This is a genomic window from Polaromonas sp. (assembly GCF_018780625.1).
Classification (GTDB): domain Bacteria; phylum Pseudomonadota; class Gammaproteobacteria; order Burkholderiales; family Burkholderiaceae_C; genus Polaromonas.
Genome location: NZ_JADMJK010000048.1, coordinates 1 through 20,309, shown reverse-complemented (window position 1 = coordinate 20,309; position 20,309 = coordinate 1). Strand labels below are relative to the sequence as shown.

Here is a 20,309-nt window from a genome sequence, read left to right as displayed (position 1 = left end):
AAACGAACGCCTTCAAACTCACAGCAGCGCGCCGCGCGCGGCAATGGGCCAGAGGGCCTCTACCCGCTCGCCGCGCACGCAGATCAGTTCGTCGTACAGATTGACGGTGGGGTCGCAGTGGCCGGGCACCAGCATCAGCTGGTCGCCCAGTGAAAGCGCGTCTGCATTGGCCGTGACCAGCACCCCATGTTCATCAGCGGCCTTCGTATAGCGCAGATCACCCCGCTGCCACACGGTGGGCATACCCGAGTCCACGCTGGACGCCTTCAAGCCGGCGTCGACCACGGCGTGCGTGGCGGTGGCCCGGCTCATGACGGTGGTGCGTACAAACAGGGCATGCTCGAACGCGACGTCACCTTCACCGCGCTGGTTGTCGCCGTAGTCGCGGTCCATGAAGACATAAGACCCGGCCTGGATTTCGTCGAAAACCCCCGAGTCGCGCTCATGCACGAAGCTGCCAGTGCCCCCGCCGGTCACCCGTTCCACGGCAATGCCGCAGGCCTCGATGGCTTGGCGGGTCATGCGCGCGGCCTGGGCGGCGCTGCCAATGGCCGCAGCGCGGTCCTGCGGCGCACGCAGATGCTGGGCCGGACCGTGGTAGCACTGCAGACCTGCAAAACGCAGCGGCGGACTGGCCGCAATCTGCAATGCCAAGCGCACCGCCTCATCTCCAGGTGCAACGCCACAGCGGTTCGCCCCGACATTGACCTCAACATAGACATCAAGCGTCACCGCATGCGCCTGCGCCGCCATGGCCAGCGCCTGCACCTGCTGCGGGTGGTCGACCAGCACACCCATGCGTGCGCGGCTCGCCAGTGCCACCAGATGACGCAGCTTGACGTCGCCCATCACCTCGTTGGTGATCAGTACATCCTGGATGCCGGCATCGACGAATACCGCCGCCTCGCTGACTTTCTGGCAGCAGATGCCCACGGCACCCAGTGCGACCTGGCGCAGCGCGATCTCCGGGCACTTGTGGCTCTTGGAGTGGGCACGCAGCCGCACGTTGTGCCCGCGCAGCGCGTCCGCCATGCGCTGCAAATTGCGCTCGAACGCGTCAAGGTCAAGAATGAGCGAGGGCGTATCGATGGCGCGGAGATGATCGCCAGGCTGGGCGGCGTGCCAGGGGCTCATGGGTGAACCACGCGCGATGCGGAAATACGGTTGGCTTTCAATCGACCCTCGCGCCCGAGGACTTGACGACCTTGGCCCACTTGACGGTTTCGCGGCGTGAGAGTTCGCGAAACTCCTCTGGCGTGCTGGGGTCGGTCTCGGCACCCAGCGCCTTGAAGCGCTCGCGCACCACAGGACTGGCCAGCGCGGTCCTAATTTCGGCGTTGAGGCGGGTCACGATGTCCTTGGGCATGTTGGCCGGCCCGATAATGCCGCCCCAGGCCACGACCTCATAGCCCGGCACACCCGATTCGGCAATGGTGGGAATATCCGGGTAGGTCGGCGAGCGCTGGCTGGACGAAATGCCCAGCGCCCGCACCCGGCCCGACTGGGCCAGCGGACCGGACACCGGGGTATTGATGATCATGAGCTGGATGCCCCCGCCGACCAGGTCGGTGATGGCCGCCGTCGCGCCCCGGTAGGGAACATGCAGCATGAAGGTGCCGGTCATGGACTTGAAGAGCTCCACCCCCAGATGGGCCGTGGTACCGTTGCCGTCCGAGGCGAAGGCCAGCTTGCCCGGATTCTTCTTCGCGTAGGCGATCAACTCGGGCACGTTTTTGACAGGCAGGCTGTTGTTCACGATCATCATGTTGGCCAGGCGCAGCGTGTTCGAGATCAGCGTCAGGTCCTTGTCCACGTCGTAGGGCACGCTGGCCAGGAGCGAGCGGTTGGTTGCCAAGGAAACGACGTTGCCGTAGGCCAGCGTGTAGCCGTCAGCCGGAGACCGGACCAGGTCCATGGTTCCGATGGTGTACGAACCACCGGGCTTGTTGTCGATCACGAAAGGCACGCCCATCTGCTGCGACAGCTGCTGGGCCAATGTGCGCATCAGCACGTCGGGTGCGCCACCCGGGGCCGACGGGACGATCAGGCGAATAGGTTTCTCGGGATAGGCCGCCAGGGCCGGCATCGACAAACCCGCCAGCGCGGCAAGGACAAGAGTAAGCAGAAAACGTGGACGCATCGCATGGACCTCCGGGAATGTTGGATTAACGGGCCAGGAAACACGGCTCGCAAAATTATTTTATGTCTGTATTAGAAAGAAAAAACTTATTAAAACTACATCTATAGTTCAGTTTTACTTACGACTGCAGGCCGACCTTCCCTGCAAGATCCACAGGGGGAATGTGCGCTGTGCGGCGCATCGGTCGGCCAGCCCAGGGAAGGCGATCGATGCATGGCAATAAAGCACGGCGGCAAGACAAAACGACGCTCAAAGGTCTTTATGCTTGCGGCCATGCAAGCCAATTTATACGCGCTGGGCGCGATTGCCCTCTGGGTCAGCCTGGCCTCGCTGGGCGTCCTGCTAAAACACATTCCGCCTTTTCTGCTGACCGGCGTGGCGCTGCTCATGGGCAGCCTGCTGGCGCTGCCGTTTGTCATCAAGGACAGGCTGCAGTGGCAGGTTCCGGCCAGCACCCTGGCGCTGGGCATTTACGGCCTGTTTGGCTACCACTTCCTGCTGTTCATCGCCCTGCGCCACGCGCCGCCGGTCGAGGCCAACCTGGTCAACTACCTGTGGCCGCTGTTCATGGTGGTGCTGGCGCCGCTGTTTCTGGCGGGCGTGCAGTTGCGCGCCGTGCATGTGGTGGCGGCGCTGCTGGGGTTTGGCGGCGCGGCAGTGGCCATCCTGGGCGCGGGCAACGGCGCGGCGGGCGGCTGGTCGTGGGGCTTTGTGCCGGCGCTGGCGTCAGCGTTTATCTGGGCCAGCTATTCGCTGCTGACCCAGCGCGTCAAGCCCTTTCCGACCGCCGCGATCGGCCTGTTTGGCGGGGTGTCGGGCCTGCTGTCGCTGCTGTGCCACTGGGCGCTGGAGCCCGCCGTGGCGATCTCGGGGCGCGACTGGCTGCTGCTGGCCGTGATGGGGCTGGGGCCCCTGGGTGGCGCGTTCTTTCTGTGGGACAAGGCACTCAAGTCGGGGGACGCCCGGCAGATCGGCATCCTGAGCTACCTCACGCCGCTGGGTTCAACGGCACTCCTGATGCTGGTCAGCGGCCGGCCCTTGAGCTGGAGCATTGGCCTCGCGGCCATGATGATCATGGGTGCGGCGGTGCTGGGCACGCGGTCCCGGTCCCGGTCCCGGTAGCAGCAGCGCCTGCAGCCAAAAACCCTACAGCATCGCGCCGGGATCTTCGCTTTCCAGCACCTGCTGCGCCCACAACGCAAGCTTGGCCGCGTCGGCGCGCAGCACCTGCTGCTTGACCGCCAGGATCTGCGACGGGTGCATGGAAAAGCTGCGCAGCCCCAGCCCCAGCAGCAGGCGCGTCATGCTCACATCGCCCGCCATCTCGCCACAAACACTCACCGCCTTGCCCTGGCGCTGGCATTCGGCAATCGTGTCGGCAATCAGGCGCAGCACGGCCGGGTGGCAGGGATCGTACAAATGCGCCACCAGTTCGTCGGCGCGGTCAATCGCCAGCGTGTACTGGATCAGGTCGTTGGTGCCTATCGACAAAAAGTCAAAGTACTTGAGAAAGAGCTTGACCGACAGGGCCGCCGCCGGAATCTCGATCATGGCGCCCAAGCGCACCGGGCCATAGGACAGGCCCTTGTGGTCCAGCTGCGCCCGCGCCTGGTCAATCAGCGCCAGCGTCTGGCGTATCTCGCTGCCGTGCGCCAGCATGGGCACCAGCAGGTTGACATGGCCGTGGGCAGCGGCCCGCAAGATGGCGCGCAGCTGCGTTAAAAACATCGGCGGGTCCGCCAGGCTCCAGCGTATGGCGCGAAGACCCAGCGCCGGGTTGAGGTGGCGGTCTTGCGCCTTGCCGGGGAGCTTGTCCAGCGGTTTGTCGGACCCGATGTCCACCGTGCGAATCGTGACAGGCAGGCCCTCCATGCCTTCCACAGCCTTGCGGTAGGCCAGGTACTGCTCGTTCTCGTCGGGCAGCTTTCCGCTGCGGCCCATGAACAGGAATTCGCTCCGAAACAGCCCCACACCCACGGCGCCAACCTTGACCGCACCCAGCGTGTCGTCGGGCATCTCGATGTTGGCCAGCAACTCGATGCGCTGGCCGTCAATCGTCAGCGCAGGCGTGTGCTTGAGCCGGTTCAGGCGCTCGCGCTCAAGCTCGCCCTGGCGCTGCTTGAAGCCATACTCCGCCAGGATGATGGGCGACGGATCGACGATCAGCACGCCCGCGTCACCGTCGATGATGACCCAGTCGTCCTGCTTGATCAGCTGGCTGGCACTGCGCGCACCGACCACCGCCGGAATGTCCATGCTGCGCGCCACGATGGCCGTGTGCGAGGTCTTGCCCCCCACATCGGTGGCAAAACCGGCAAACAGGCTTTGCTTGAACTGCAGCATGTCAGCCGGGGAAATGTCATGCGCCACCAGCACCAGCGGCACGTCCATGGTGTCGTCCAGCAGCAAGTCCTGCGACTGGTTGCGGCTGCTGCCCGCCCGCACGGCCGCCTGCACCGGCGAGGCCACGCCTTTCATGTGGCGCAGGATGCGTTCGACCACCTGCTCCAGGTCGGCTTTGCGCTCGCGCAGGTACTCGTCTTCCATTTCGTCAAACTGGCGCGCAATGGTGTCGTACTGGGTGGTCAGCGCCCACTCCGCGTTGTAGTGGCGCTCGGCGATCCAGTGCTTGACGCCGCTGATCAGTTGCTCGTCCTGCAGCAGCATCAGGTGCACGTCCAGCAGGGCCGCGATTTCGTGCGGCGCATCCTTGGGCAGGTCGTGCTGCAGTCGCGTGATTTCTTCCATCACGGCGTTGCGGGACACCCGGACCCGCGTGATCTCTTGCAGCACTTTCGAGGCGTCGATAAAGTAGTGCACCACATCGACCCGGCTGGAAGCCACCAGCACGGCGCGGCCAATCGCAATGCCGCGCGACACCGCCAAGCCGTGAACCGAGAAGGTCATGGAGCCCCCACGCTTGTCACTTCGTGTACTGCGCTGCCCCCCGAGGGGGCCGCCCCGCCTGCGGCCCGGCAAAGCCGGTTCCGCGGCTCGGACTGGACTGAAGACCCTTTTGGGCGCGAAGCGAAGGGCCAGCCCGGTCCGGCGACAGCTCTCCCAAGGGGCAGAGAGCTACATGCAACAAGCGACCGTGGGGACTGCATTTATTCCCCTTCCCCGAACTTGTCGGCGATCAGTGCCAGCAAAACCTCCATCGCCGCCTGCTCGTCCACGCCATTGGTTTCGAGTTCGACCGTGCTGCCCATTCCGGCCGCCAGCATCATCACGCCCATGATGCTTTTGGCATTGACGCGGCGCTCGCCCTTGCTCATCCAGACCTCGCAGGCAAAACTGCCCGCGAGTTTGGTTAGTTTGGCCGAAGCGCGGGCGTGCAGGCCCAGCTTATTGCTGATGGTCGTGCTGGTCTTGATCATGTTTCTTGCGTACCTGGTTTTGCGGTGCGGTGATGGCTACCGGCATCACGCCTTGCGCGCCCCCCGCCAGCGCGCGCGCCACCAGGGCGTCCAGCGACTCCTTGCGGTAAGACACGGTACGCAGCAGCATGGGCAAATTGACGCCGGCGATCAGCTTGGTGTTCACGCCGTCGACCAGCCTGGCGGCCACATTGCAGGGCGTGGCACCAAACAAATCCGCCAGCACCAGTGCGCGCGGCGTATCGAGCTGCTTGAGCATGACGCGCGCCTGGGCCAGCGTTTCTTCGGGCGGCATGTCGGGCTGAACGTCCAGCGCCACCACGCCCGCCGCATTGTCCGGAAACACATGCAGGACGCACTGGCGCAGCGCGGAGGCCAAGGGGGCGTGAGCGATGATGAAAATGCCGTTCATTGCGGTGAATTATCAGCGTTCACACTGAGGAAATAGCCGTATGAGGCGATACAGCAACATAAAAACACGCCCATGGCCGCCTGAAAACTCGCCACGGTGCCCAAGCCCAGGGCTTCAAACGCATCCACCAGCAGCCCTATCCCCCACTGCGCCACGAACACCCCGGAAAAAATCACCAGGTTGTAGGCTGACAAGGCACGCCCGGCCAACGTGGCCTGAAATGCCATGCCCACGGCCGGCTGGGCCAGGCCCATCACGCTCGAAGCCACACAAAACAGCGTCCAGCCGAGCCAGCCCGTTTGCGCGCCGGACAGCATATTGAAGGCCAGCGCCAGCAGGCTCAGGGGGACGCCCCAGGTGATCAGGCGGGCTGCATTCCAGCCACGCGGCGCCAGCCAGGGCGTGACCAGACCCCAGGCTAAAAAGGTCAGCAGCATGGCGGCATTGAGGTAGAAAAGACCGGTGGCCGACTCGATCGGGCTGTAGCCCGCCACCCTGACCATCCAGGGCCCCGCCCACAGGGTTTGTATCGCCACCATGCCGCCATAGTTGAAAAAAGCCAGCGGTGCCATTTTGCGGAAATAGCGGCTTTTCCACACCGGCGCGTAGCTGACTGGCGCGCGCGGCAGAGTTGAAACGCCAGGCGTTGGGGTCGCCTTCCAGGCGGGTGCAACATACGCAATCCCCGCCATGGACAGCAGCAGCAGCGCCGCCAGAATCCAGAACAACGGGCGCCAGCCGGTCAAGGGCATCAGCCACTGCACCGGCAGCGTAGAGGCCAGCATGCCGAGCGAGCCCACCATCAGCATCCACGAATTGGCCCGCAGCAGCGTTGCCGCGTCAAACCAGCGCCGGTAGCCGGTCAGCGGCGCCATCAGGCAGGCGCTGACGCCCATGCCCACCAGCACCCGCGACGCCAGCAGCCCGGCAAAACTGCTGGCCACCGAAAACGCCAGACAACCAAGCACCGCCAGACCCAGAAACCACAAAATCACGCGTTTGGGGCCATGGCGGTCCAGCCAGGCGCCCAGCGGCAACTGCGTGGCGGCAAAGCCGAAAAAATAGCCACCCGCCAGCAAGCCGAGGTCGCGGGCCTGCAGCGAAAACTCCTGGGTCAGCACGGGCGACAGCGTGGCGGTGATGGACCGCACCAGCGCCGAGCAGAAATAGGCGGCCGCAAAGGCCAGAAAAACAAGGGCGCCGGTTTTGCGGTCCAGCCGGTCGGGATGAGCCTTGTCCGCCAGTCCACGCATCAGCGGGTCGGTCACTGGAATTTAAAGCTGGAAAAAAAGGTCTCGGCGGCTTCCGGCGAGATCTCTTTCGCATAGATCACCGCCTGAAACACCTGCGCGCCCTGGGCAAAGTAGGCGGCCTGCCCCTGCACGGGCGAACCGTCCGCGCGCCGCCCCTGCGCCACCACGCGCACCGGCGCCGGCAGGCCCGCAGCGCCGGGCAGCTTGAGCGGCAGCCGCTGGCTTGTGCCGGCGCCGGCACCCACCGGCCCGGCTTTCATGTGGGCCAGCGTCAGGTTTTGCCATTGGGCCAGCACGGGGGCGGCCCGCGCCGGGTTGCCCAGATCGGCCACCGCCACGGCAAAGGTCGCGCCTGCGGCATCGCAGCCCCACATGCGCAGCGTCACAGGCTGGCCGCCCAGCGGCACGATTTTCTCGGCCTTGTCGGGCTTGCAGGGCAACAGCAGGCTGAGCTGGGTGTTGTCGGGGCGTACCTCGCGCCAGTTCAGGGCCGGGCTGCAGGCGGCCAGCACCAGCAAGGTCGCCAGCCCGGCGGGCAATAAAGTCAGGAGTCGGGACATGGGATGCGCAAAAGCCTTTTGAATCAGTCTGCCGCCAGCCGGCAAGCCTTGGACTTTACAGGCATCGGCTGACCGCTGTCAGTCCGGACCCGCCCCCTTCGATGCAAAATAGGACGCATGAACTCTCTTCAAGGCATACGCATTCTCGATTTGTCCCGCGTGCTCGCGGGCCCGTGGTGTACCCAGACGCTGGCCGACCTGGGGGCCGACGTGATCAAGATCGAGCGCCCCGGCACCGGCGACGACACCCGAACCTGGGGCCCGCCCTTCCTGAAGGACGACCAGGGCGCTGAAACCCACGAAGCCGCCTACTACCTGGGCGCCAACCGCAACAAGCGCTCGGTGACCTGCGACATCGCCCAGCCGGCCGGCCAGGCGCTGATCCGCGAACTGGCCCTGCACTGCGACGTGTTCGTCGAGAACTTCAAGGTCGGCGACATGGCGCGCTACGGCCTCGACTACGCGTCGCTTAAAAGCCTGAACCCGCGCCTGGTCTACTGCTCGGTCACCGGCTTTGGCCAGAACGGCCCGTATGCCGAGCGCGCCGGCTACGACTACGCGATCCAGGGCATGGGCGGCCTGATGAGCGTGACCGGCGAACGCGACGACCTGGGCGGCGGCCCGCAAAAAGTCGGCGTGGCCGTGGCCGATTTGATGACGGGCATGTATGCGACGGTGGGCATCCTGGCGGCGCTGCGCCATGCCGAGAGAACCGGCGAAGGCCAGCAGGTCGATATGGCGCTGCTCGACACCCAGGTGGCGATGCTGGCCAACCTGGGCAGCAACTACCTGGTCAGCGGCAAGGTGCCGCAGCGCGTGGGCAATGCGCACCAGAACATCGTGCCCTACCAGGTGTTCGAGGTCGCACCAGCGACCGACGGCAGCAAGGACCACCTGATCCTGGCGGTCGGTAACGATTCGCAGTATGTGAAGTTCTGCAGGGTCGCGAATATTCCCGAACTCGGCGTGAACCCGCTGTTTGCCAAAAACCGCGACCGCGTGCTCAACCGCGCGCAGCTGGTGCCGATTCTGGAGGCCGTCATGAAAACCCGCACCAAGGCCGACTGGCTGGCCGCGCTGGAAGCGGCCAAGGTGCCGTGCGGCGCCATCAACAACCTGGCCGAGGTGTTTGCCGACCCGCAGATCGAGGCGCGCCAGATGGTCACAGAATGGCAGCACCCGGTCAAAGCCGACTTGCGGCTGGTGGCCAGCCCCATTAAGCTCAGTGCCACGCCCGTGCGCGGCCCGGGCAGCGGTGGCTTGCCGCCGCCGCTGCTGGGCCAGCACACGGACGAGGTGTTGCGCAGCGTGCTGAACTACTCAGATGCGCAACTGGCTGAGCTAAAACAACAGGGAGCAATTTGATGGCAAATTTTGTACTGGTTCATGGGGCGTGGCACGGCGGCTGGTGCTGGCAACGGGTGACCACAGCGCTGCAAAAAGACGGCCACCGCGTGCATGCCGTGACGCTGACGGGGCTGGGCGAGCGCGCCCACTTGCTGTCGCCGGCGATCACGCTGGACACCCACATCGACGATGTGATCAGCGCCATTGAAGTGGAAGAGCTGCACGATGTGGTGCTGGCGGTGCATTCCTATGCCGGCATGGTTGGCACCGCCGTGGCCGACCGGCTGGGCAAGCACCTCAAGCATCTGGTCTATGTCGATGCCGTGCTGCCCGCGCCGGGCGAAAGCTGGAGCAGCACCCAGTCAGCAGCCACCCAGCAGCAGCGCCTGGCCGCCGCAGCCGCCACCACGCGCTTCAGCTTTCCGCCGCCTGACCCCGAGCTGTTTGGCCTGACCGGCGCCGACCACGCATGGGTCAAGCGCCGGCAGACGCCGCACCCGGGCAACACCTACCAGGCGCCGCTGGCCTTCGACGTGCAGCGCGTGGCTGCCGTGCCGCGTACTTACGTCAGCTGCACCGAGCCCGCGCTGGCCACCATCGCGCCCAGCCGCCTGCGCGCCCAGGACCCGGCCTTCTGGGGCGGCGCCTGGCTGCCCCGATCAAAATTTGTCGAGATCAGGACCGGCCACGACCCCATGGTCAGCGCGCCTGCGGCCCTGACGGAAATCTTGCGCGCCTGCACCGCATGAAAAAAGCCCTGCTGCACGGCTTGTGCAGCAGGGCTCTGAATTCAGGAAACCCTGAATTTAGAAGCGCCAGCCCAGACCGACACCGAACAGCACCGGATCAATCTTGAAAGTGCCCAGATTCGCGCCAGCCGCCGACACGTCGGTACGGATGTAGACCTTCTTCACGTCCAGGTTGAGGGACAGGTTGCCGGACAGCGGAATGTCCACGCCGGCTTGCAGCGCCGGGCCCCAGCTGCTGCGCTCGATGTCCACACCAGCCGGCAAATTCACCGAGCTGAAACGCGTGTAGTTCACGCCCGCGCCAACGTAGGGCTTGAAGCCGCTCATGGGGAAGTGGTACTGCACCATCAATGTCGGAGGAATTTGCTTGAGAGTGCCGATCTCGCCGCCCAGCACGGATGAGCGCACCGTGTGCTTTTGCGGCACGGTCAGCACCAGCTCAAGCGCCACGTTCTTGTCAAGGAAGTAGCTGATATCGACTTCGGGCATCCACTTGTTGTTGACCGACAGACCCAGGCCGGTGCCATCGCTGTTGACGCTGTCCAGATGCACAGCGCGGGCACGCACCATCCAGGGACCCTCGGCGGCCTGCTGGGCAATGGCGGCGCCCGACAAAAGGGTGGACAAGACGGCGACGGCGATGATTTGTTTTTTCATGATGGCAGCGAATAAAGAGCCGGGAACATTCCCAGTACTGATTGGACGCCGCCGTCCCTTAAAACGCGCTTGACATGGCGCAAATCCTCTCAAAACGACCTTGCGGCGCGCGCTACGCTTGAGGCAGATCAAACCCGGCTGACTTCATTTGCGCGGAATTGTGGCGTAGTGGCAACGCTTTCCAGGCGCGTCCTTACACCGTTGCCAGCGCCTGTTCCAGATCGGCCAGCAAATCGTCGATGTGCTCGATGCCGATGGACAGGCGCACCATGTCGGTACTGACGCCGGCCTTGGCCAGCGGGTTGCCGACCGATTCGCAAAAACTGCCTTGGTGCGGGCGTCCATGAGCGGCGCACACGAGGCCGGGTCGCGCGGGTCAGCAAAGCGCTCTTCAATGCCCATTTGCGGAAAGGTGTGGGCAAACAGGTTGTAGGTGCCGCCATACAGCGTCGAGCTGGAAACGATGTTGTCGCCGGTTTCGGCGATCGTCTGGATCGCGTAGGCAATGGCCGACATGCCCGAAGCGACAGCCAACGCGCCGATGCCGCCGTCCATGGCCGCCAGCCGGGCTTCCAGCACGGCATTGGTCGGGTTCATGATGCGGCTGTAGATGTTGCCCGCCACCTTCAAATCAAACAGGTCGGCGCCGTGCTGCGTGTCGTCAAACGCAAAGGCCACGGCTTGGTAAATGGGCACGGCCGCCGCCTTGGTGCTGGGGTCTGGCGTGTAACCGCCGTGAACGGCCAGGGTTTCAATTTTCATGAGGGGCACCGGTTAAAAGGAAATCAGCGTAACAAGCCCTCTGCCGGTCTGTTCACCGCTCAACGATCCGCAAGGAAATGCGAACTTTCGCACGGCCGGGGAATCCATCTGTTTTACTGCAGGTTCCCCAGTCCCCGCCGTGTCGGGATGCGGGTCTGGTTAAACTCTTGGCGCAACATGACGAGGTCTTTACCGATGAAAAACAATTTCGCCTTGGCTGCATGCCGTGTGGCGCTGGCTGGCGCCCTGGTGCTGGGCGGGCTGCTGAGCCTGTCGGGCTGCGGTGGCGCGCAGGCGGCGCCGGAGTCGAGCTTTGTGCTGCTTGATGGCAGCAAGAGAATCACCGCGGACCTGAAGGGCAAAGTCACGCTGGTCAACTTCTGGGCCACCAGCTGCGTCACCTGCGTGGCAGAGATGCCCAAGCTCATTGCCACGCACAACAAGTACAAAAGCCAGGGTTACGACACGCTGGCCGTCGCCATGAGCTATGACCCGCCAAATTACGTCGTCAACTTTGCGCAGACACGCCAGTTGCCGTTCAATGTCGCGATTGACAACACGGGCACCGTGGCCAAGGCCTGGGGCGACGTGCAGCTCACGCCCACCACCTTCCTGGTGAACAAGCGCGGCCAGATCGTCAAGCAGTTCGTCGGCGAGCCCGATTTTGACGCGCTGCACAAATTGATTGAAAAGCTGCTGGCCGAAACGTAGCCCCCACGCTTGTCGCTTCGCGTACTGCGCTGCCCCCCGAGGGGGCCGCCCGCCTGCAGTCCGGCAAAGCCGGTCCTGCGGCTCGAGCTTGAATGGGAAATAAAAAAGGCCGGTTGCTTTCAGCAACCGGCCTTTTTCGTAGCGCTCACTGGAATTCCCCGAATACTTCTTGCCAAGCAGGGGCCGCGGAAGCGGCTTAGCCGGGCCGCAGGCGCAGCCGCCCCCTCGGGGGGGCAGGGAGCTACACGCAGTGAGCGAACGCGGGGGCTCTATTTAGTCCGGAAAGCGTCGTGGCAAACCTTGCAGGTGTCTGCCGTGGCGGCGAAAGCGGTTTTCAGGCTGGCGAGGTTGCCGGTCTTGGTGGCAGCCGCAAGCTTGGTGGATTCCTCCACCAGTTTGTCGCTGTGCTGCTTGAACTTGGCCTGCTCGGTCCAGATGACAGGCTTGGCCTTGGTGTTGCCGTCCATGTCGGTGCCGGGACCAAAAGCGGCCCAGGGCAGTTTGGCCATCGTTGCCACCAGCTCAGCGTTGTCTGCCGCCACTTTGGCATCAAAAGGTACTTTTCCGTTGGCCATGGCACCCAGGCGGCCGAAATGCTGGCCCATGACAAACAGTGCATTCTGGCGGTATTTGACGGCATCTTCCGCCTTGGCGAACTGCGCGGAGGCCGGCGCGGCAATGGCGAACAAGGTGGCCGCCACAGCGATAAAGGCAAATGCTTTCATGAAATTCCTTTTGAAATGATTAGGATCAGGATGAATGGCAACGCTTCAGGGCCTGTCACCAGCCTGGTGGAGTTTAGCGGGGGCGCACAAGTTCCGCAGGAACTCTGTACGGTGCGCATGCACCAACCCTGCAGAAGCACGGTCTGAGGTCGCAATACTGGCAAACAACATCAACGAGGAATGCACATGTACGAGCATGAACGCCTGAACAGCGTCCGGATCTGGGACCTACCCACCCGAATTTTTCACTGGGTGCTACTGCTCTGCGTCACCGGCCTGGCGATCACCGGCAGCGTAGGTGGCAGTGCCATGGTGTGGCATTTCCGTTTTGGCTACGCCGTGCTGGCGCTGCTGCTTTTCCGGATCATCTGGGGCCTGCTGGGTGGGCGCTGGTCCCGTTTTGCGTCCTTCCTTTACGCGCCAAAAAGCCTGCTCCTCTACATCAAGGGACAAGGCAGGCCAGAGCATGGCGTCGGCCATAGCCCCCTTGGCGCGCTGTCGGTTTTTTCCTTGCTGGGCATCCTCGTCGCCCAGGTGGGGACTGGCCTGTTGAGCGACGACGAGATTTCCTTCGCGGGGCCGCTGACCGGCTTTGTCTCCAACGCCAGTGTGAGCCTGGCCACCAACTACCACACGGAGATTGGCAAGTGGCTGCTGCTGGGCCTGGTGCTGCTGCACATCGCGGCCATCCTTTTTTACCTGTACCGCAAGCACAATCTGGTGGCGCCCATGCTGCATGGCGACAAGAACCTGGCGGTGGCCGTGCCGCCGTCCCGCGATGATGCGTTGTCCCGGCTGGCTGCCCTGCTTGTCTTGCTGGCTTGCGCCGCAGTGGCTTTTTGGATTTCAAGCCTTGGAGCGCCTGCGTTCTGAAGCCATGCCGCGCCTGCAGAGCCGGGCGCCACGGACTGCGCCCGTCAATGCCAGTTAAACTGGCGCAAGATTTCTACGTCAACACCGTGCAAAGCCGCTCCTTCCAGTTCATCACCCCGGATACGCCCGAGCGGCTGGCCGCCACGCGCCAGATATTCCTGGAGTACGCGGAAGAGTTGGGCATCGACTTGTGCTTCCAGAACTTCGAGGCAGAACTGGCCGGACTACCGGGCGAATACCAGGCGCCTGCAGGCACGCTGCTGCTCGCCATGGTCGGCGGTGAAATCGCAGGGTGCTGCGCGCTTCGACGGCTCGACGCGGTGGACTACCCCAACGCCAGCGAGATGAAACGGCTGTTTGTGCGCAAGGCTTTTCGCCGGCTTGGCCTGGGCCGCCATCTGGCAGAAACCGTGCTGGATGCCGCGCGCATGGCGGGTTACCACAGCGTGCTGCTGGACACCCTGGACGACATGGAATCGGCGCGCGCCCTCTACGTGGAGCTTGGTTTTGAAAGCATTCCTCCCTACTACCACAACCCGATTCCGGGCGCCCATTACCTTAAGGTTGACTTGTAAACCAAATACGGCTCGAGCCTAATACTGCCGGTCATCAATAGCTATCAAATAAATAGCTATTTTCATGCAGTCGCCGGGCCTGTGCGCTGCAACAAAAAAGCCACTGTTCCTGCGAACGGTGGCCTTCTGGCAAAAGCGGCGAACGTCAGGCTTTAGCCTGCGCCAGCAGCGTCGCGGCATCGCTGACTTCAAACTTGCCGGGACCTTCAACGTTGAGGCTCACGACTTTGCCGTCCTTGACCAGCATGGAATAACGGTTGCTGCGCAGGCCCATGCCGCGCGCCGTCAAGTCGAGCGTCAAGCCGGTGGCCTTGGCGAAGTCGGCACTGCCATCTGCCAGCATGCGCACTTTGCCAGCGGTCTTTTGATCGCGCGCCCAGGCGCCCATTACAAAAGCATCGTTCACGCTGACGCACCAGACCTCATCAACGCCCGCGGCATTGAGTTCGGCCAGGTGATCGACGTAACCGGGCACATGCCTGGCCGAGCAGGTCGGGGTAAAGGCGCCTGGCAGCGCAAACAAGGCAATGGTTTTGCCCGCACATTCCTTGGCCACGTCGACCGGATTGGGGCCAATGCTGCAGCCATTGCCTTCAACTTCTGCATATTCCATCAGCGTGACGGCCGGAAGCGTGTCGCCTACTTTGATCATGAGTTTTCCTGGTTATAAATCAACGAAATCTGTCGATTTCATCCATTTTGGCGCACACAGAAAATCTCTGGGTCCTCTACGGTCTTTGGCAGCGGCCTGCTGCAGACGGAAGCGGCCACAAAAAAGGCCCACAAAGTGAGCCTTTTTTGATGACCTGAAGTCAAAGTCCTGAAGACTTAGACAATCAGTGCCTTCTCGACCAAACGGGTCACAACCCAGTTCTTGGTCTTGGAGATTGGACGGGTTTCGGTGATCTCGATCACGTCGCCCATCTTGTAGTCGCCCTTTTCGTCATGCGCGTGGTACTTGCTGGACAAGGTCACGATCTTGCCGTACAGCTCATGCTTGACGCGGCGTTCAACCAGCACGGTGACGGTCTTGGCGCGCTTGTCGCTGACCACCTTGCCAATCAAGGTGCGCTTGAGGGATTTTTTAGCTTCCGTCATTATTTGGCTCCTTGCTTGACGATGGTTTCGGCCAAAATAGTTTTGGCACGAGCGATGGCACGGCGCGTCGAACGCAACGTGGAAGTGTTGGTCAGTTGCTGCGTGGCTTTTTGCATGCGCAGGCCAAAGTGGGCTTTTTGCAGCTCTTTGACTTCGGCTTTCAGGCCGTCAACGTCTTTTTGGCGCAGTTCAGTAGTGTTCATTGCTTCATTCTCCTGATTACTGGCCGATCATGCGGCTGACGAACGTGGTGCGCAGCGGCAGCTTGGCAGAAGCCAGGCGGAACGCTTCGCGTGCAAGTTCTTCGGACACACCGACGATTTCAAAAACGATCTTGCCGGGCTGGATTTCAGCCACGTAGTACTCTGGATTACCTTTACCGTTACCCATACGCACTTCAGCAGGCTTTTGGGAAATCGGCTTGTCCGGAAAGACACGGATCCAGATACGGCCGCCACGTTTGACGTGACGGGAAATCGCACGACGTGCGGCTTCAAGTTGACGAGCAGTGAGGCGACCACGGTCGGTACACTTCAGACCGAAGTCACCGAACGCAACCGAGTTGCCTCGTGTGGCGATGCCGGTGTTGCGGCCTTTTTGCTCTTTGCGGTATTTTCTGCGAGCGGGTTGCAGCATTTGTATTCTCCGTTATTAGACCGATTACTCGGTCTTGGCACCGTCAGCTGCTGCAGCTGGCGCGGCTTTGCGGACGCGCTTAACGGTGTTGTTCGGGGCTTCGGCGCCAGACGCCTCAGCCGGCTTGTCGCTACCGTCAGCCGGTGCGGTGTTGCCACCGACAGCACTGCGGGGAGCGCGAGGCGCGCCGCGAGGCGCACCACGGTCAGGACGATCGCCAGGACGGGCATCACGACGTGGGCCGCGCGGCTTGCGCTCCTCGTCAGCGACTTCGATCATCTTGGCGCCGGTGCCGTCGTTGCGGCCCAGCGTGTCGCCTTTGTAGACCCAGACCTTGACACCGATGATGCCGTAGGTGGTTTGGGCTTCAGAGGTGCCGTAATCAATGTCGGCGCGCAGGGTGTGAAGGGGCACGCGACCTTCGCGGTACCACTCGCAACGAGCGATCTCAATGCCGTTCAGGCGGCCAGACGACATGATCTTGATGCCGAGGGCACCCAGACGCATGGCGTTTTGCATGGCGCGCTTCATCGCACGGCGGAACATGATGCGTTTTTCAAGCTGTTGTGTGATGCTGTCTGCGATCAGCTTGGCATCAATTTCAGGCTTGCGAACTTCTTCGATGTTCACGGCGACCGGCACGCCCAGCTGGCGGCTCAGTTCTTTCTTGAGGGCTTCGATATCCTCGCCTTTTTTACCGATCACGACGCCCGGACGTGCCGAGAAAATCGTGATGCGCGCATTTTTGGCAGGGCGCTCGATCAGAACGCGCGAAACCGCAGCGTTCTTCAGCTTTTTCTTCAGGTACTCGCGAACCTTGATGTCTTCGGCAAGCATGCCGGCGAAATCACGGTTGCTGGCGTACCAGCGGCTGGCCCAGTTACGGCTGATTGACAGGCGAAACCCGGTTGGGTTGATTTTTTGTCCCATATCCTGCCGCCCTTAATTGCCAACCACCACGTACACATGGCACGTGGGTTTGCTGATGCTGTTGCCGCGGCCTTTTGCGCGCGCAGAAAAACGCTTGAGCGTGGCGCCTTGTTCGACGTAGATGGTTTTCACCTTCAGATCGTCGATGTCGGCGCCATCGTTATGTTCAGCGTTGGCGATAGCGGACTCAACGACCTTCTTGATGATTCCAGCAGCTTTTTTCTGCGTGAAATTCAGGATGTTGAGCGCTTGATCCACTTTCTTGCCGCGGATCAAGTCAGCGACCAGACGGCCTTTGTCGACCGACAGACGAACGCCCCGGAGGGTTGCACGTGTTTCCATGGTCTTTCCTTACTTTCTCACAACTTTTTTGTCAGCCGGATGACCTTTGAAAGTACGGGTGAGTGCGAACTCGCCCAACTTGTGGCCAACCATTTGATCGGTGATGTAGACAGGGACGTGCTGCTTGCCGTTGTGCACGGCGATGGTCAGGCCGATGAACTCGGGCAGGATCATGGAGCGGCGCGACCAGGTCTTGATCGGCTTTTTGTCTTTATTGGTAACGGCCTTGTCAGCCTTTGCTACCAAATGATGGTCGACAAATGGACCTTTTTTGAGTGAACGGGTCATTTCCTGGCCTTACTTCTTGCGACGCGAAACAATCATCACTTGCGTGCGCTTGTTGTTGCGGGTGCGGTAGCCTTTGGTCAGGTTACCCCATGGATCGACTGGATGGCGACCTTCACCGGTCTTGCCTTCACCACCGCCGTGTGGGTGGTCAACCGGGTTCATCACCACACCGCGAACGGTTGGGCGAATACCCATCCAGCGCTTCACACCGGCCTTGCCGAGACGGCGCAGGCTGTGTTCTTCGTTGGCGACTTCACCGAGCGTGGCGCGGCATTCGATGTGGATCTTGCGAACTTCACCGGAGCGCATACGCACCTGGGCATAGGTACCTTCACGGGCCAGCAGCGTCGCGGATGTACCGGCGGAACGCGCAATTTGCGCACCCTTGCCGATTTGCATCTCGATGCAGTGGATCGTGGAGCCCACGGGAATGTTGCGGATAGGCAGCGCATTACCGACGCGAATCGGGGCTTCCGAGCCGCTCAGGATCGTGGCGCCGACTTCAAGGCCGCGGGGGGCAATGATGTAAGCGCGCTCGCCGTCTGCGTAGCAAATCAGGGCAATATGGGCCGTGCGGTTAGGGTCGTACTCGATACGTTCGACCTTGGCCGGAATGGCGTCCTTGTTGCGCTTGAAGTCCACCACGCGGTAATGGTGCTTGTGACCGCCACCTTTGTGACGCGTCGTGATGTGCCCGTTGTTGTTACGGCCAGCTTTCTGGAATTGTGGTTCCAGCAACGGCGCGTAAGGCTCACCCTTGTGCAGGTGATCCCGGGAAATTCTCACCATGCCACGCATGCCTGGTGAGGTTGGTTTCATTTTAATGACGGCCATGATTATGCAGTCTCCCCACCGAGGTTCAGCTCTTGACCTGGCTTCAGCGTCACGTAGGCTTTGCGGAGATTATCCCGACGGCCCACAGACTTGCCAAAGCGCTTGGTCTTGCCTTTGATGTTCAATACGGCAACCGCCTTGACGTCCACCTTGAACATCAATTCCACAGCGGCCTTGATTTCATATTTGGTAGCGTCCTGCAGGACCTTGAAGGTGACCGAATTGGATTTTTCCGCAATCATCGTGGCTTTTTCAGACACGATGGGTGCGACCAAAACCTGCATCAGGCGGCCTTCGTCATATTTGGTTTGGGCGTTCACGGCGCTCATGCGAACATCTCCTTGAGTTGGTCCATGGCGGCCTTGGTCACGAGCACCTTTTTGTAGTGCACCAGTGACAGCGGGTCGGCATAGCGGGGCTCAACAACCAGGATGTTGACCAGGTTGCGGGATGCCAGGTACAGGTTTTCGTCAACCTGATCAGCAATCACCAGCACCGATGAGTTGAGATTCATGGCCTTGAACTTGTCAGCCAGGACCTTCGTCTTGGGCGAATCCACGGTCAGGGAATCAAGCACAGCCAGGCGGCCTTCGCGCGCCAACTGGGAAAAGATCGAAGCCATGCCGGCGCGATACATTTTCTTGTTGATTTTGTGCGTGAAGTTTTCATCAGGCATGTTCGGGAAAATACGACCGCCTCCGCGCCACAGCGGGGAAGACGTCATACCTGCACGTGCACGACCAGTACCTTTTTGTTTAAAAGGCTTCTTGGTCGAGTGACGGACCTGCTCACGGTCTTTCTGGGCGCGGGTGCCTTGACGGGCATTCGCCTGGAAAGCCACGACCACCTGATGAATCAGGCTTTCGTTGTATTCGCGACCAAAAACGGTATCAGGCACGTCCACTTTGGACATGGCCAGACCTTGGTCATTCAGGAGTTCGACCTGCATCAGTTCGCTCCTTTAGCAGCGGTGGAAGGCTTGGCCTTGATCGCGGCACGCACCGTGACAAAACCGCCTTTGGAACCAGGCACAGAGCCACGAATCATCAGCAGTTGACGAGCTTCGTCAATGCGCACGATGTCGAGGTTTTGCGTGGTGATGGTGCAGTCACCCATGTGACCCGTCATGCGTTTACCAGGAAACACGCGACCAGGATCTTGCGCCATACCGATGGAGCCGGGAACGTTGTGCGAACGGCTGTTACCGTGCGACGCGCGCTGCGACTTCATGTTGTGACGCTTGATGGTGCCGGCAAAGCCTTTACCAATGGAGGTGCCCTGCACATCCACCAGCTGGCCGACAGCAAAAATATCGGCAGCAGGTACAACAGTACCCGCAGCGTATTTGCCAGCGACGTCAGCCGTCACGCGGAATTCTTTCAGGATTTCACCAGCTTCAACGCCTGCTTTCGCAAGGTGGCCGGCGGCCGGCTTGGTAACGCGCGATGCTTTACGCGCGCCAAATGCCACTTGAAGGGCACTGTAGCCGTCATTTGCTTCGGTTTTAACCTGGGTGACGCGATTGTTGGACACATCGACCACTGTGACAGGAACGGTATCCCCATCATCAGTGAACAGACGCATCATGCCAACCTTGCGACCCAGCAACCCGAGGGAGTTGCTCAGACTCATGATTTTCTTTCGTAACTTCCACCGCTGCGACTTCAATTGGCCACAGACGTTTTTGTGTGAAAGACTGTTAATAAAACTACCCCAAGCATGCTTGATCTCTCATGCAAATTCAGGACAGCCTAAAAGTATAGCGCAGACTGCCGAAAATGGCAAATCCGCGCTAAACAGGAGAAATAGAAGCAGCCCTGGTGTTGGGTTTTCACCCAGCCACTGCCGGACCCGCTTCGTACTTCAATTACTGCAGCTTGATTTCGACGTCCACGCCAGCGGGCAGATCGAGCTTCATCAACGCGTCCACGGTTTTATCCGTAGGGTCGACGATGTCCATCAGACGCTGGTGCGTGCGGATTTCGAGCTGGTCGCGGCTCGTCTTGTTGACGTGGGGCGAACGCAGGATGTCAAAACGCT

At 61.7% G+C, this 20,309-nt stretch carries 27 protein-coding genes and 1 pseudogene; 6 read left to right on the top strand and 22 right to left on the bottom strand.

The window, feature by feature from the left end; all coding sequences use genetic code 11:
- Positions 1-18 precede the first annotated feature (18 nt).
- Complete coding sequence (locus IV091_RS04040; protein ID WP_293465452.1) at positions 19-1,134, bottom strand: DSD1 family PLP-dependent enzyme; 1,116 nt, start codon at positions 1,132-1,134, stop codon at positions 19-21.
- A gap of 37 nt (positions 1,135-1,171) precedes the next feature.
- Positions 1,172-2,140: a tripartite tricarboxylate transporter substrate binding protein gene (locus tag IV091_RS04035; protein WP_293465450.1), complete on the bottom strand. Its 969-nt coding sequence runs from the start codon at positions 2,138-2,140 to the stop codon at positions 1,172-1,174.
- A gap of 273 nt (positions 2,141-2,413) precedes the next feature.
- On the opposite strand from IV091_RS04035, the gene IV091_RS04030 reads away from it, so the two are divergent.
- Positions 2,414-3,262 carry a DMT family transporter gene (locus tag IV091_RS04030; protein WP_293465448.1) on the top strand — a complete coding sequence of 283 codons (849 nt, stop codon included), beginning with the start codon at positions 2,414-2,416 and terminating at the stop codon, positions 3,260-3,262.
- 24 nt (positions 3,263-3,286) lie between these two features.
- Here the strand turns inward: IV091_RS04030 and ptsP are convergent, their stop codons facing one another.
- From ptsP to IV091_RS04005, 5 genes are all read right to left on the bottom strand, one after another.
- On the bottom strand, positions 3,287-5,047 hold the full coding sequence (gene ptsP, locus IV091_RS04025) for a phosphoenolpyruvate--protein phosphotransferase (RefSeq protein WP_293465445.1): 1,761 nt from the start codon (positions 5,045-5,047) through the stop codon (positions 3,287-3,289).
- 200 nt (positions 5,048-5,247) lie between these two features.
- On the bottom strand, positions 5,248-5,517 hold the full coding sequence (locus IV091_RS04020; RefSeq protein ID WP_293465442.1) for an HPr family phosphocarrier protein: 270 nt from the start codon (positions 5,515-5,517) through the stop codon (positions 5,248-5,250).
- The gene (locus IV091_RS04015) at positions 5,486-5,929 is read right to left on the bottom strand and encodes a PTS fructose transporter subunit IIA (protein WP_293465439.1); all 444 of its coding nucleotides are present in this window, start codon (positions 5,927-5,929) and stop codon (positions 5,486-5,488) included. Before IV091_RS04015 ends, IV091_RS04020 begins: the two co-directional genes overlap by 32 nt.
- The gene (locus IV091_RS04010) at positions 5,926-7,182 is read right to left on the bottom strand and encodes an MFS transporter (RefSeq protein WP_293465630.1); all 1,257 of its coding nucleotides are present in this window, start codon (positions 7,180-7,182) and stop codon (positions 5,926-5,928) included. The genes IV091_RS04015 and IV091_RS04010 overlap by 4 nt, the downstream gene beginning before the upstream one ends.
- Before the next feature lie 11 nt (positions 7,183-7,193).
- Entirely contained in the window at positions 7,194-7,742 is a 549-nt protein-coding gene (locus tag IV091_RS04005) for a hypothetical protein (protein WP_293465436.1), read from the bottom strand.
- A gap of 117 nt (positions 7,743-7,859) precedes the next feature.
- Here IV091_RS04005 and IV091_RS04000 point away from each other — a divergent pair, with 117 nt between their 5' ends.
- Entirely contained in the window at positions 7,860-9,107 is a 1,248-nt protein-coding gene (locus IV091_RS04000; RefSeq protein ID WP_293465433.1) for a CaiB/BaiF CoA-transferase family protein, read from the top strand.
- On the top strand, positions 9,107-9,838 hold the full coding sequence (locus IV091_RS03995) for an alpha/beta hydrolase family protein (RefSeq protein WP_293465430.1): 732 nt from the start codon (positions 9,107-9,109) through the stop codon (positions 9,836-9,838). The genes IV091_RS04000 and IV091_RS03995 overlap by 1 nt, the downstream gene beginning before the upstream one ends.
- 57 nt (positions 9,839-9,895) lie before the next feature.
- Here the strand turns inward: IV091_RS03995 and IV091_RS03990 are convergent, their stop codons facing one another.
- On the bottom strand, positions 9,896-10,495 hold the full coding sequence (locus tag IV091_RS03990) for an OmpW family outer membrane protein (protein WP_293465427.1): 600 nt from the start codon (positions 10,493-10,495) through the stop codon (positions 9,896-9,898).
- Between the two features lie 241 nt (positions 10,496-10,736).
- A pseudogene (locus IV091_RS03985) lies at positions 10,737-11,257 on the bottom strand (PLP-dependent transferase); the annotation flags it as partial.
- A 195-nt stretch (positions 11,258-11,452) separates the two neighbouring features.
- Between IV091_RS03985 and IV091_RS03980 the strand changes: the two are divergent.
- A complete protein-coding gene (locus IV091_RS03980) occupies positions 11,453-11,968 on the top strand; it encodes a TlpA disulfide reductase family protein (protein WP_293465424.1) in 516 nt (171 codons plus the stop codon).
- A gap of 269 nt (positions 11,969-12,237) precedes the next feature.
- On the opposite strand, the gene IV091_RS03975 is transcribed toward IV091_RS03980, so the two are convergent.
- Complete coding sequence (locus IV091_RS03975) at positions 12,238-12,693, bottom strand: cytochrome c (RefSeq protein WP_293465422.1); 456 nt, start codon at positions 12,691-12,693, stop codon at positions 12,238-12,240.
- 186 nt (positions 12,694-12,879) lie between these two features.
- On the opposite strand from IV091_RS03975, the gene IV091_RS03970 reads away from it, so the two are divergent.
- Both IV091_RS03970 and IV091_RS03965 read left to right on the top strand, forming a co-directional pair.
- Entirely contained in the window at positions 12,880-13,566 is a 687-nt protein-coding gene (locus IV091_RS03970; protein ID WP_293465420.1) for a cytochrome b/b6 domain-containing protein, read from the top strand.
- 47 nt (positions 13,567-13,613) lie between these two features.
- Positions 13,614-14,141: a GNAT family N-acetyltransferase gene (locus IV091_RS03965; protein ID WP_293465417.1), complete on the top strand. Its 528-nt coding sequence runs from the start codon at positions 13,614-13,616 to the stop codon at positions 14,139-14,141.
- Between the two features lie 145 nt (positions 14,142-14,286).
- Here the strand turns inward: IV091_RS03965 and IV091_RS03960 are convergent, their stop codons facing one another.
- The 12 genes from IV091_RS03960 to rpsJ form a co-directional block, all read right to left on the bottom strand.
- On the bottom strand, positions 14,287-14,793 hold the full coding sequence (locus IV091_RS03960; protein ID WP_293465414.1) for a peroxiredoxin: 507 nt from the start codon (positions 14,791-14,793) through the stop codon (positions 14,287-14,289).
- A gap of 176 nt (positions 14,794-14,969) precedes the next feature.
- Positions 14,970-15,239, bottom strand: coding sequence for a 30S ribosomal protein S17 (gene rpsQ / locus IV091_RS03955; RefSeq protein WP_293465411.1), 270 nt, complete (start codon positions 15,237-15,239; stop codon positions 14,970-14,972).
- A complete protein-coding gene (rpmC, locus tag IV091_RS03950; protein ID WP_011799644.1) occupies positions 15,239-15,442 on the bottom strand; it encodes a 50S ribosomal protein L29 in 204 nt (67 codons plus the stop codon). Before rpmC ends, rpsQ begins: the two co-directional genes overlap by 1 nt.
- Before the next feature lie 16 nt (positions 15,443-15,458).
- Entirely contained in the window at positions 15,459-15,875 is a 417-nt protein-coding gene (rplP, locus tag IV091_RS03945) for a 50S ribosomal protein L16 (protein WP_293465404.1), read from the bottom strand.
- 24 nt (positions 15,876-15,899) lie between these two features.
- On the bottom strand, positions 15,900-16,805 hold the full coding sequence (gene rpsC / locus IV091_RS03940) for a 30S ribosomal protein S3 (protein WP_293465401.1): 906 nt from the start codon (positions 16,803-16,805) through the stop codon (positions 15,900-15,902).
- Positions 16,806-16,817: 12 nt separating this feature from the next.
- Positions 16,818-17,147: a 50S ribosomal protein L22 gene (gene rplV / locus IV091_RS03935; protein ID WP_131422421.1), complete on the bottom strand. Its 330-nt coding sequence runs from the start codon at positions 17,145-17,147 to the stop codon at positions 16,818-16,820.
- Between the two features lie 9 nt (positions 17,148-17,156).
- The gene (gene rpsS / locus IV091_RS03930) at positions 17,157-17,435 is read right to left on the bottom strand and encodes a 30S ribosomal protein S19 (RefSeq protein ID WP_007866503.1); all 279 of its coding nucleotides are present in this window, start codon (positions 17,433-17,435) and stop codon (positions 17,157-17,159) included.
- A 9-nt stretch (positions 17,436-17,444) separates the two neighbouring features.
- Positions 17,445-18,269 (bottom strand): 50S ribosomal protein L2, encoded by an 825-nt coding sequence (gene rplB, locus IV091_RS03925; RefSeq protein ID WP_293465394.1) that lies wholly within the window; start codon positions 18,267-18,269, stop codon positions 17,445-17,447.
- 2 nt (positions 18,270-18,271) lie between these two features.
- Positions 18,272-18,598: a 50S ribosomal protein L23 gene (gene rplW, locus IV091_RS03920; protein ID WP_293465392.1), complete on the bottom strand. Its 327-nt coding sequence runs from the start codon at positions 18,596-18,598 to the stop codon at positions 18,272-18,274.
- The gene (gene rplD / locus IV091_RS03915; protein ID WP_293465390.1) at positions 18,595-19,218 is read right to left on the bottom strand and encodes a 50S ribosomal protein L4; all 624 of its coding nucleotides are present in this window, start codon (positions 19,216-19,218) and stop codon (positions 18,595-18,597) included. Before rplD ends, rplW begins: the two co-directional genes overlap by 4 nt.
- Positions 19,218-19,901, bottom strand: coding sequence for a 50S ribosomal protein L3 (gene rplC, locus IV091_RS03910; RefSeq protein ID WP_293465388.1), 684 nt, complete (start codon positions 19,899-19,901; stop codon positions 19,218-19,220). The genes rplD and rplC overlap by 1 nt, the downstream gene beginning before the upstream one ends.
- Before the next feature lie 235 nt (positions 19,902-20,136).
- Positions 20,137-20,309, bottom strand: a 173-nt coding sequence (rpsJ, locus tag IV091_RS03905) for a 30S ribosomal protein S10 (RefSeq protein ID WP_293465627.1), incomplete at its 5' end; no start/stop codon positions are given.

Bases quoted from the DNA above. Each gene is read 5' to 3' on its own strand.
- IV091_RS04040 (WP_293465452.1), bottom strand. From the start codon at position 1,134: ATGAGCCCCTGGCACGCCGCCCAGCCTGGCGATCATCTCCGCGCCATC.
- IV091_RS04035 (WP_293465450.1), bottom strand. From the start codon at position 2,140: ATGCGTCCACGTTTTCTGCTTACTCTTGTCCTTGCCGCGCTGGCGGGT.
- IV091_RS04030 (WP_293465448.1), top strand. From the start codon at position 2,414: ATGCAAGCCAATTTATACGCGCTGGGCGCGATTGCCCTCTGGGTCAGC.
- ptsP (WP_293465445.1), bottom strand. From the start codon at position 5,047: ATGACCTTCTCGGTTCACGGCTTGGCGGTGTCGCGCGGCATTGCGATT.
- IV091_RS04020 (WP_293465442.1), bottom strand. From the start codon at position 5,517: ATGATCAAGACCAGCACGACCATCAGCAATAAGCTGGGCCTGCACGCC.
- IV091_RS04015 (WP_293465439.1), bottom strand. From the start codon at position 5,929: ATGAACGGCATTTTCATCATCGCTCACGCCCCCTTGGCCTCCGCGCTG.
- IV091_RS04010 (WP_293465630.1), bottom strand. From the start codon at position 7,182: ATGCGTGGACTGGCGGACAAGGCTCATCCCGACCGGCTGGACCGCAAA.
- IV091_RS04005 (WP_293465436.1), bottom strand. From the start codon at position 7,742: ATGTCCCGACTCCTGACTTTATTGCCCGCCGGGCTGGCGACCTTGCTG.
- IV091_RS04000 (WP_293465433.1), top strand. From the start codon at position 7,860: ATGAACTCTCTTCAAGGCATACGCATTCTCGATTTGTCCCGCGTGCTC.
- IV091_RS03995 (WP_293465430.1), top strand. From the start codon at position 9,107: ATGGCAAATTTTGTACTGGTTCATGGGGCGTGGCACGGCGGCTGGTGC.
- IV091_RS03990 (WP_293465427.1), bottom strand. From the start codon at position 10,495: ATGAAAAAACAAATCATCGCCGTCGCCGTCTTGTCCACCCTTTTGTCG.
- IV091_RS03980 (WP_293465424.1), top strand. From the start codon at position 11,453: ATGAAAAACAATTTCGCCTTGGCTGCATGCCGTGTGGCGCTGGCTGGC.
- IV091_RS03975 (WP_293465422.1), bottom strand. From the start codon at position 12,693: ATGAAAGCATTTGCCTTTATCGCTGTGGCGGCCACCTTGTTCGCCATT.
- IV091_RS03970 (WP_293465420.1), top strand. From the start codon at position 12,880: ATGTACGAGCATGAACGCCTGAACAGCGTCCGGATCTGGGACCTACCC.
- IV091_RS03965 (WP_293465417.1), top strand. From the start codon at position 13,614: ATGCCAGTTAAACTGGCGCAAGATTTCTACGTCAACACCGTGCAAAGC.
- IV091_RS03960 (WP_293465414.1), bottom strand. From the start codon at position 14,793: ATGATCAAAGTAGGCGACACGCTTCCGGCCGTCACGCTGATGGAATAT.
- rpsQ (WP_293465411.1), bottom strand. From the start codon at position 15,239: ATGACGGAAGCTAAAAAATCCCTCAAGCGCACCTTGATTGGCAAGGTG.
- rpmC (WP_011799644.1), bottom strand. From the start codon at position 15,442: ATGAACACTACTGAACTGCGCCAAAAAGACGTTGACGGCCTGAAAGCC.
- rplP (WP_293465404.1), bottom strand. From the start codon at position 15,875: ATGCTGCAACCCGCTCGCAGAAAATACCGCAAAGAGCAAAAAGGCCGC.
- rpsC (WP_293465401.1), bottom strand. From the start codon at position 16,805: ATGGGACAAAAAATCAACCCAACCGGGTTTCGCCTGTCAATCAGCCGT.
- rplV (WP_131422421.1), bottom strand. From the start codon at position 17,147: ATGGAAACACGTGCAACCCTCCGGGGCGTTCGTCTGTCGGTCGACAAA.
- rpsS (WP_007866503.1), bottom strand. From the start codon at position 17,435: ATGACCCGTTCACTCAAAAAAGGTCCATTTGTCGACCATCATTTGGTA.
- rplB (WP_293465394.1), bottom strand. From the start codon at position 18,269: ATGGCCGTCATTAAAATGAAACCAACCTCACCAGGCATGCGTGGCATG.
- rplW (WP_293465392.1), bottom strand. From the start codon at position 18,598: ATGAGCGCCGTGAACGCCCAAACCAAATATGACGAAGGCCGCCTGATG.
- rplD (WP_293465390.1), bottom strand. From the start codon at position 19,218: ATGCAGGTCGAACTCCTGAATGACCAAGGTCTGGCCATGTCCAAAGTG.
- rplC (WP_293465388.1), bottom strand. From the start codon at position 19,901: ATGAGTCTGAGCAACTCCCTCGGGTTGCTGGGTCGCAAGGTTGGCATG.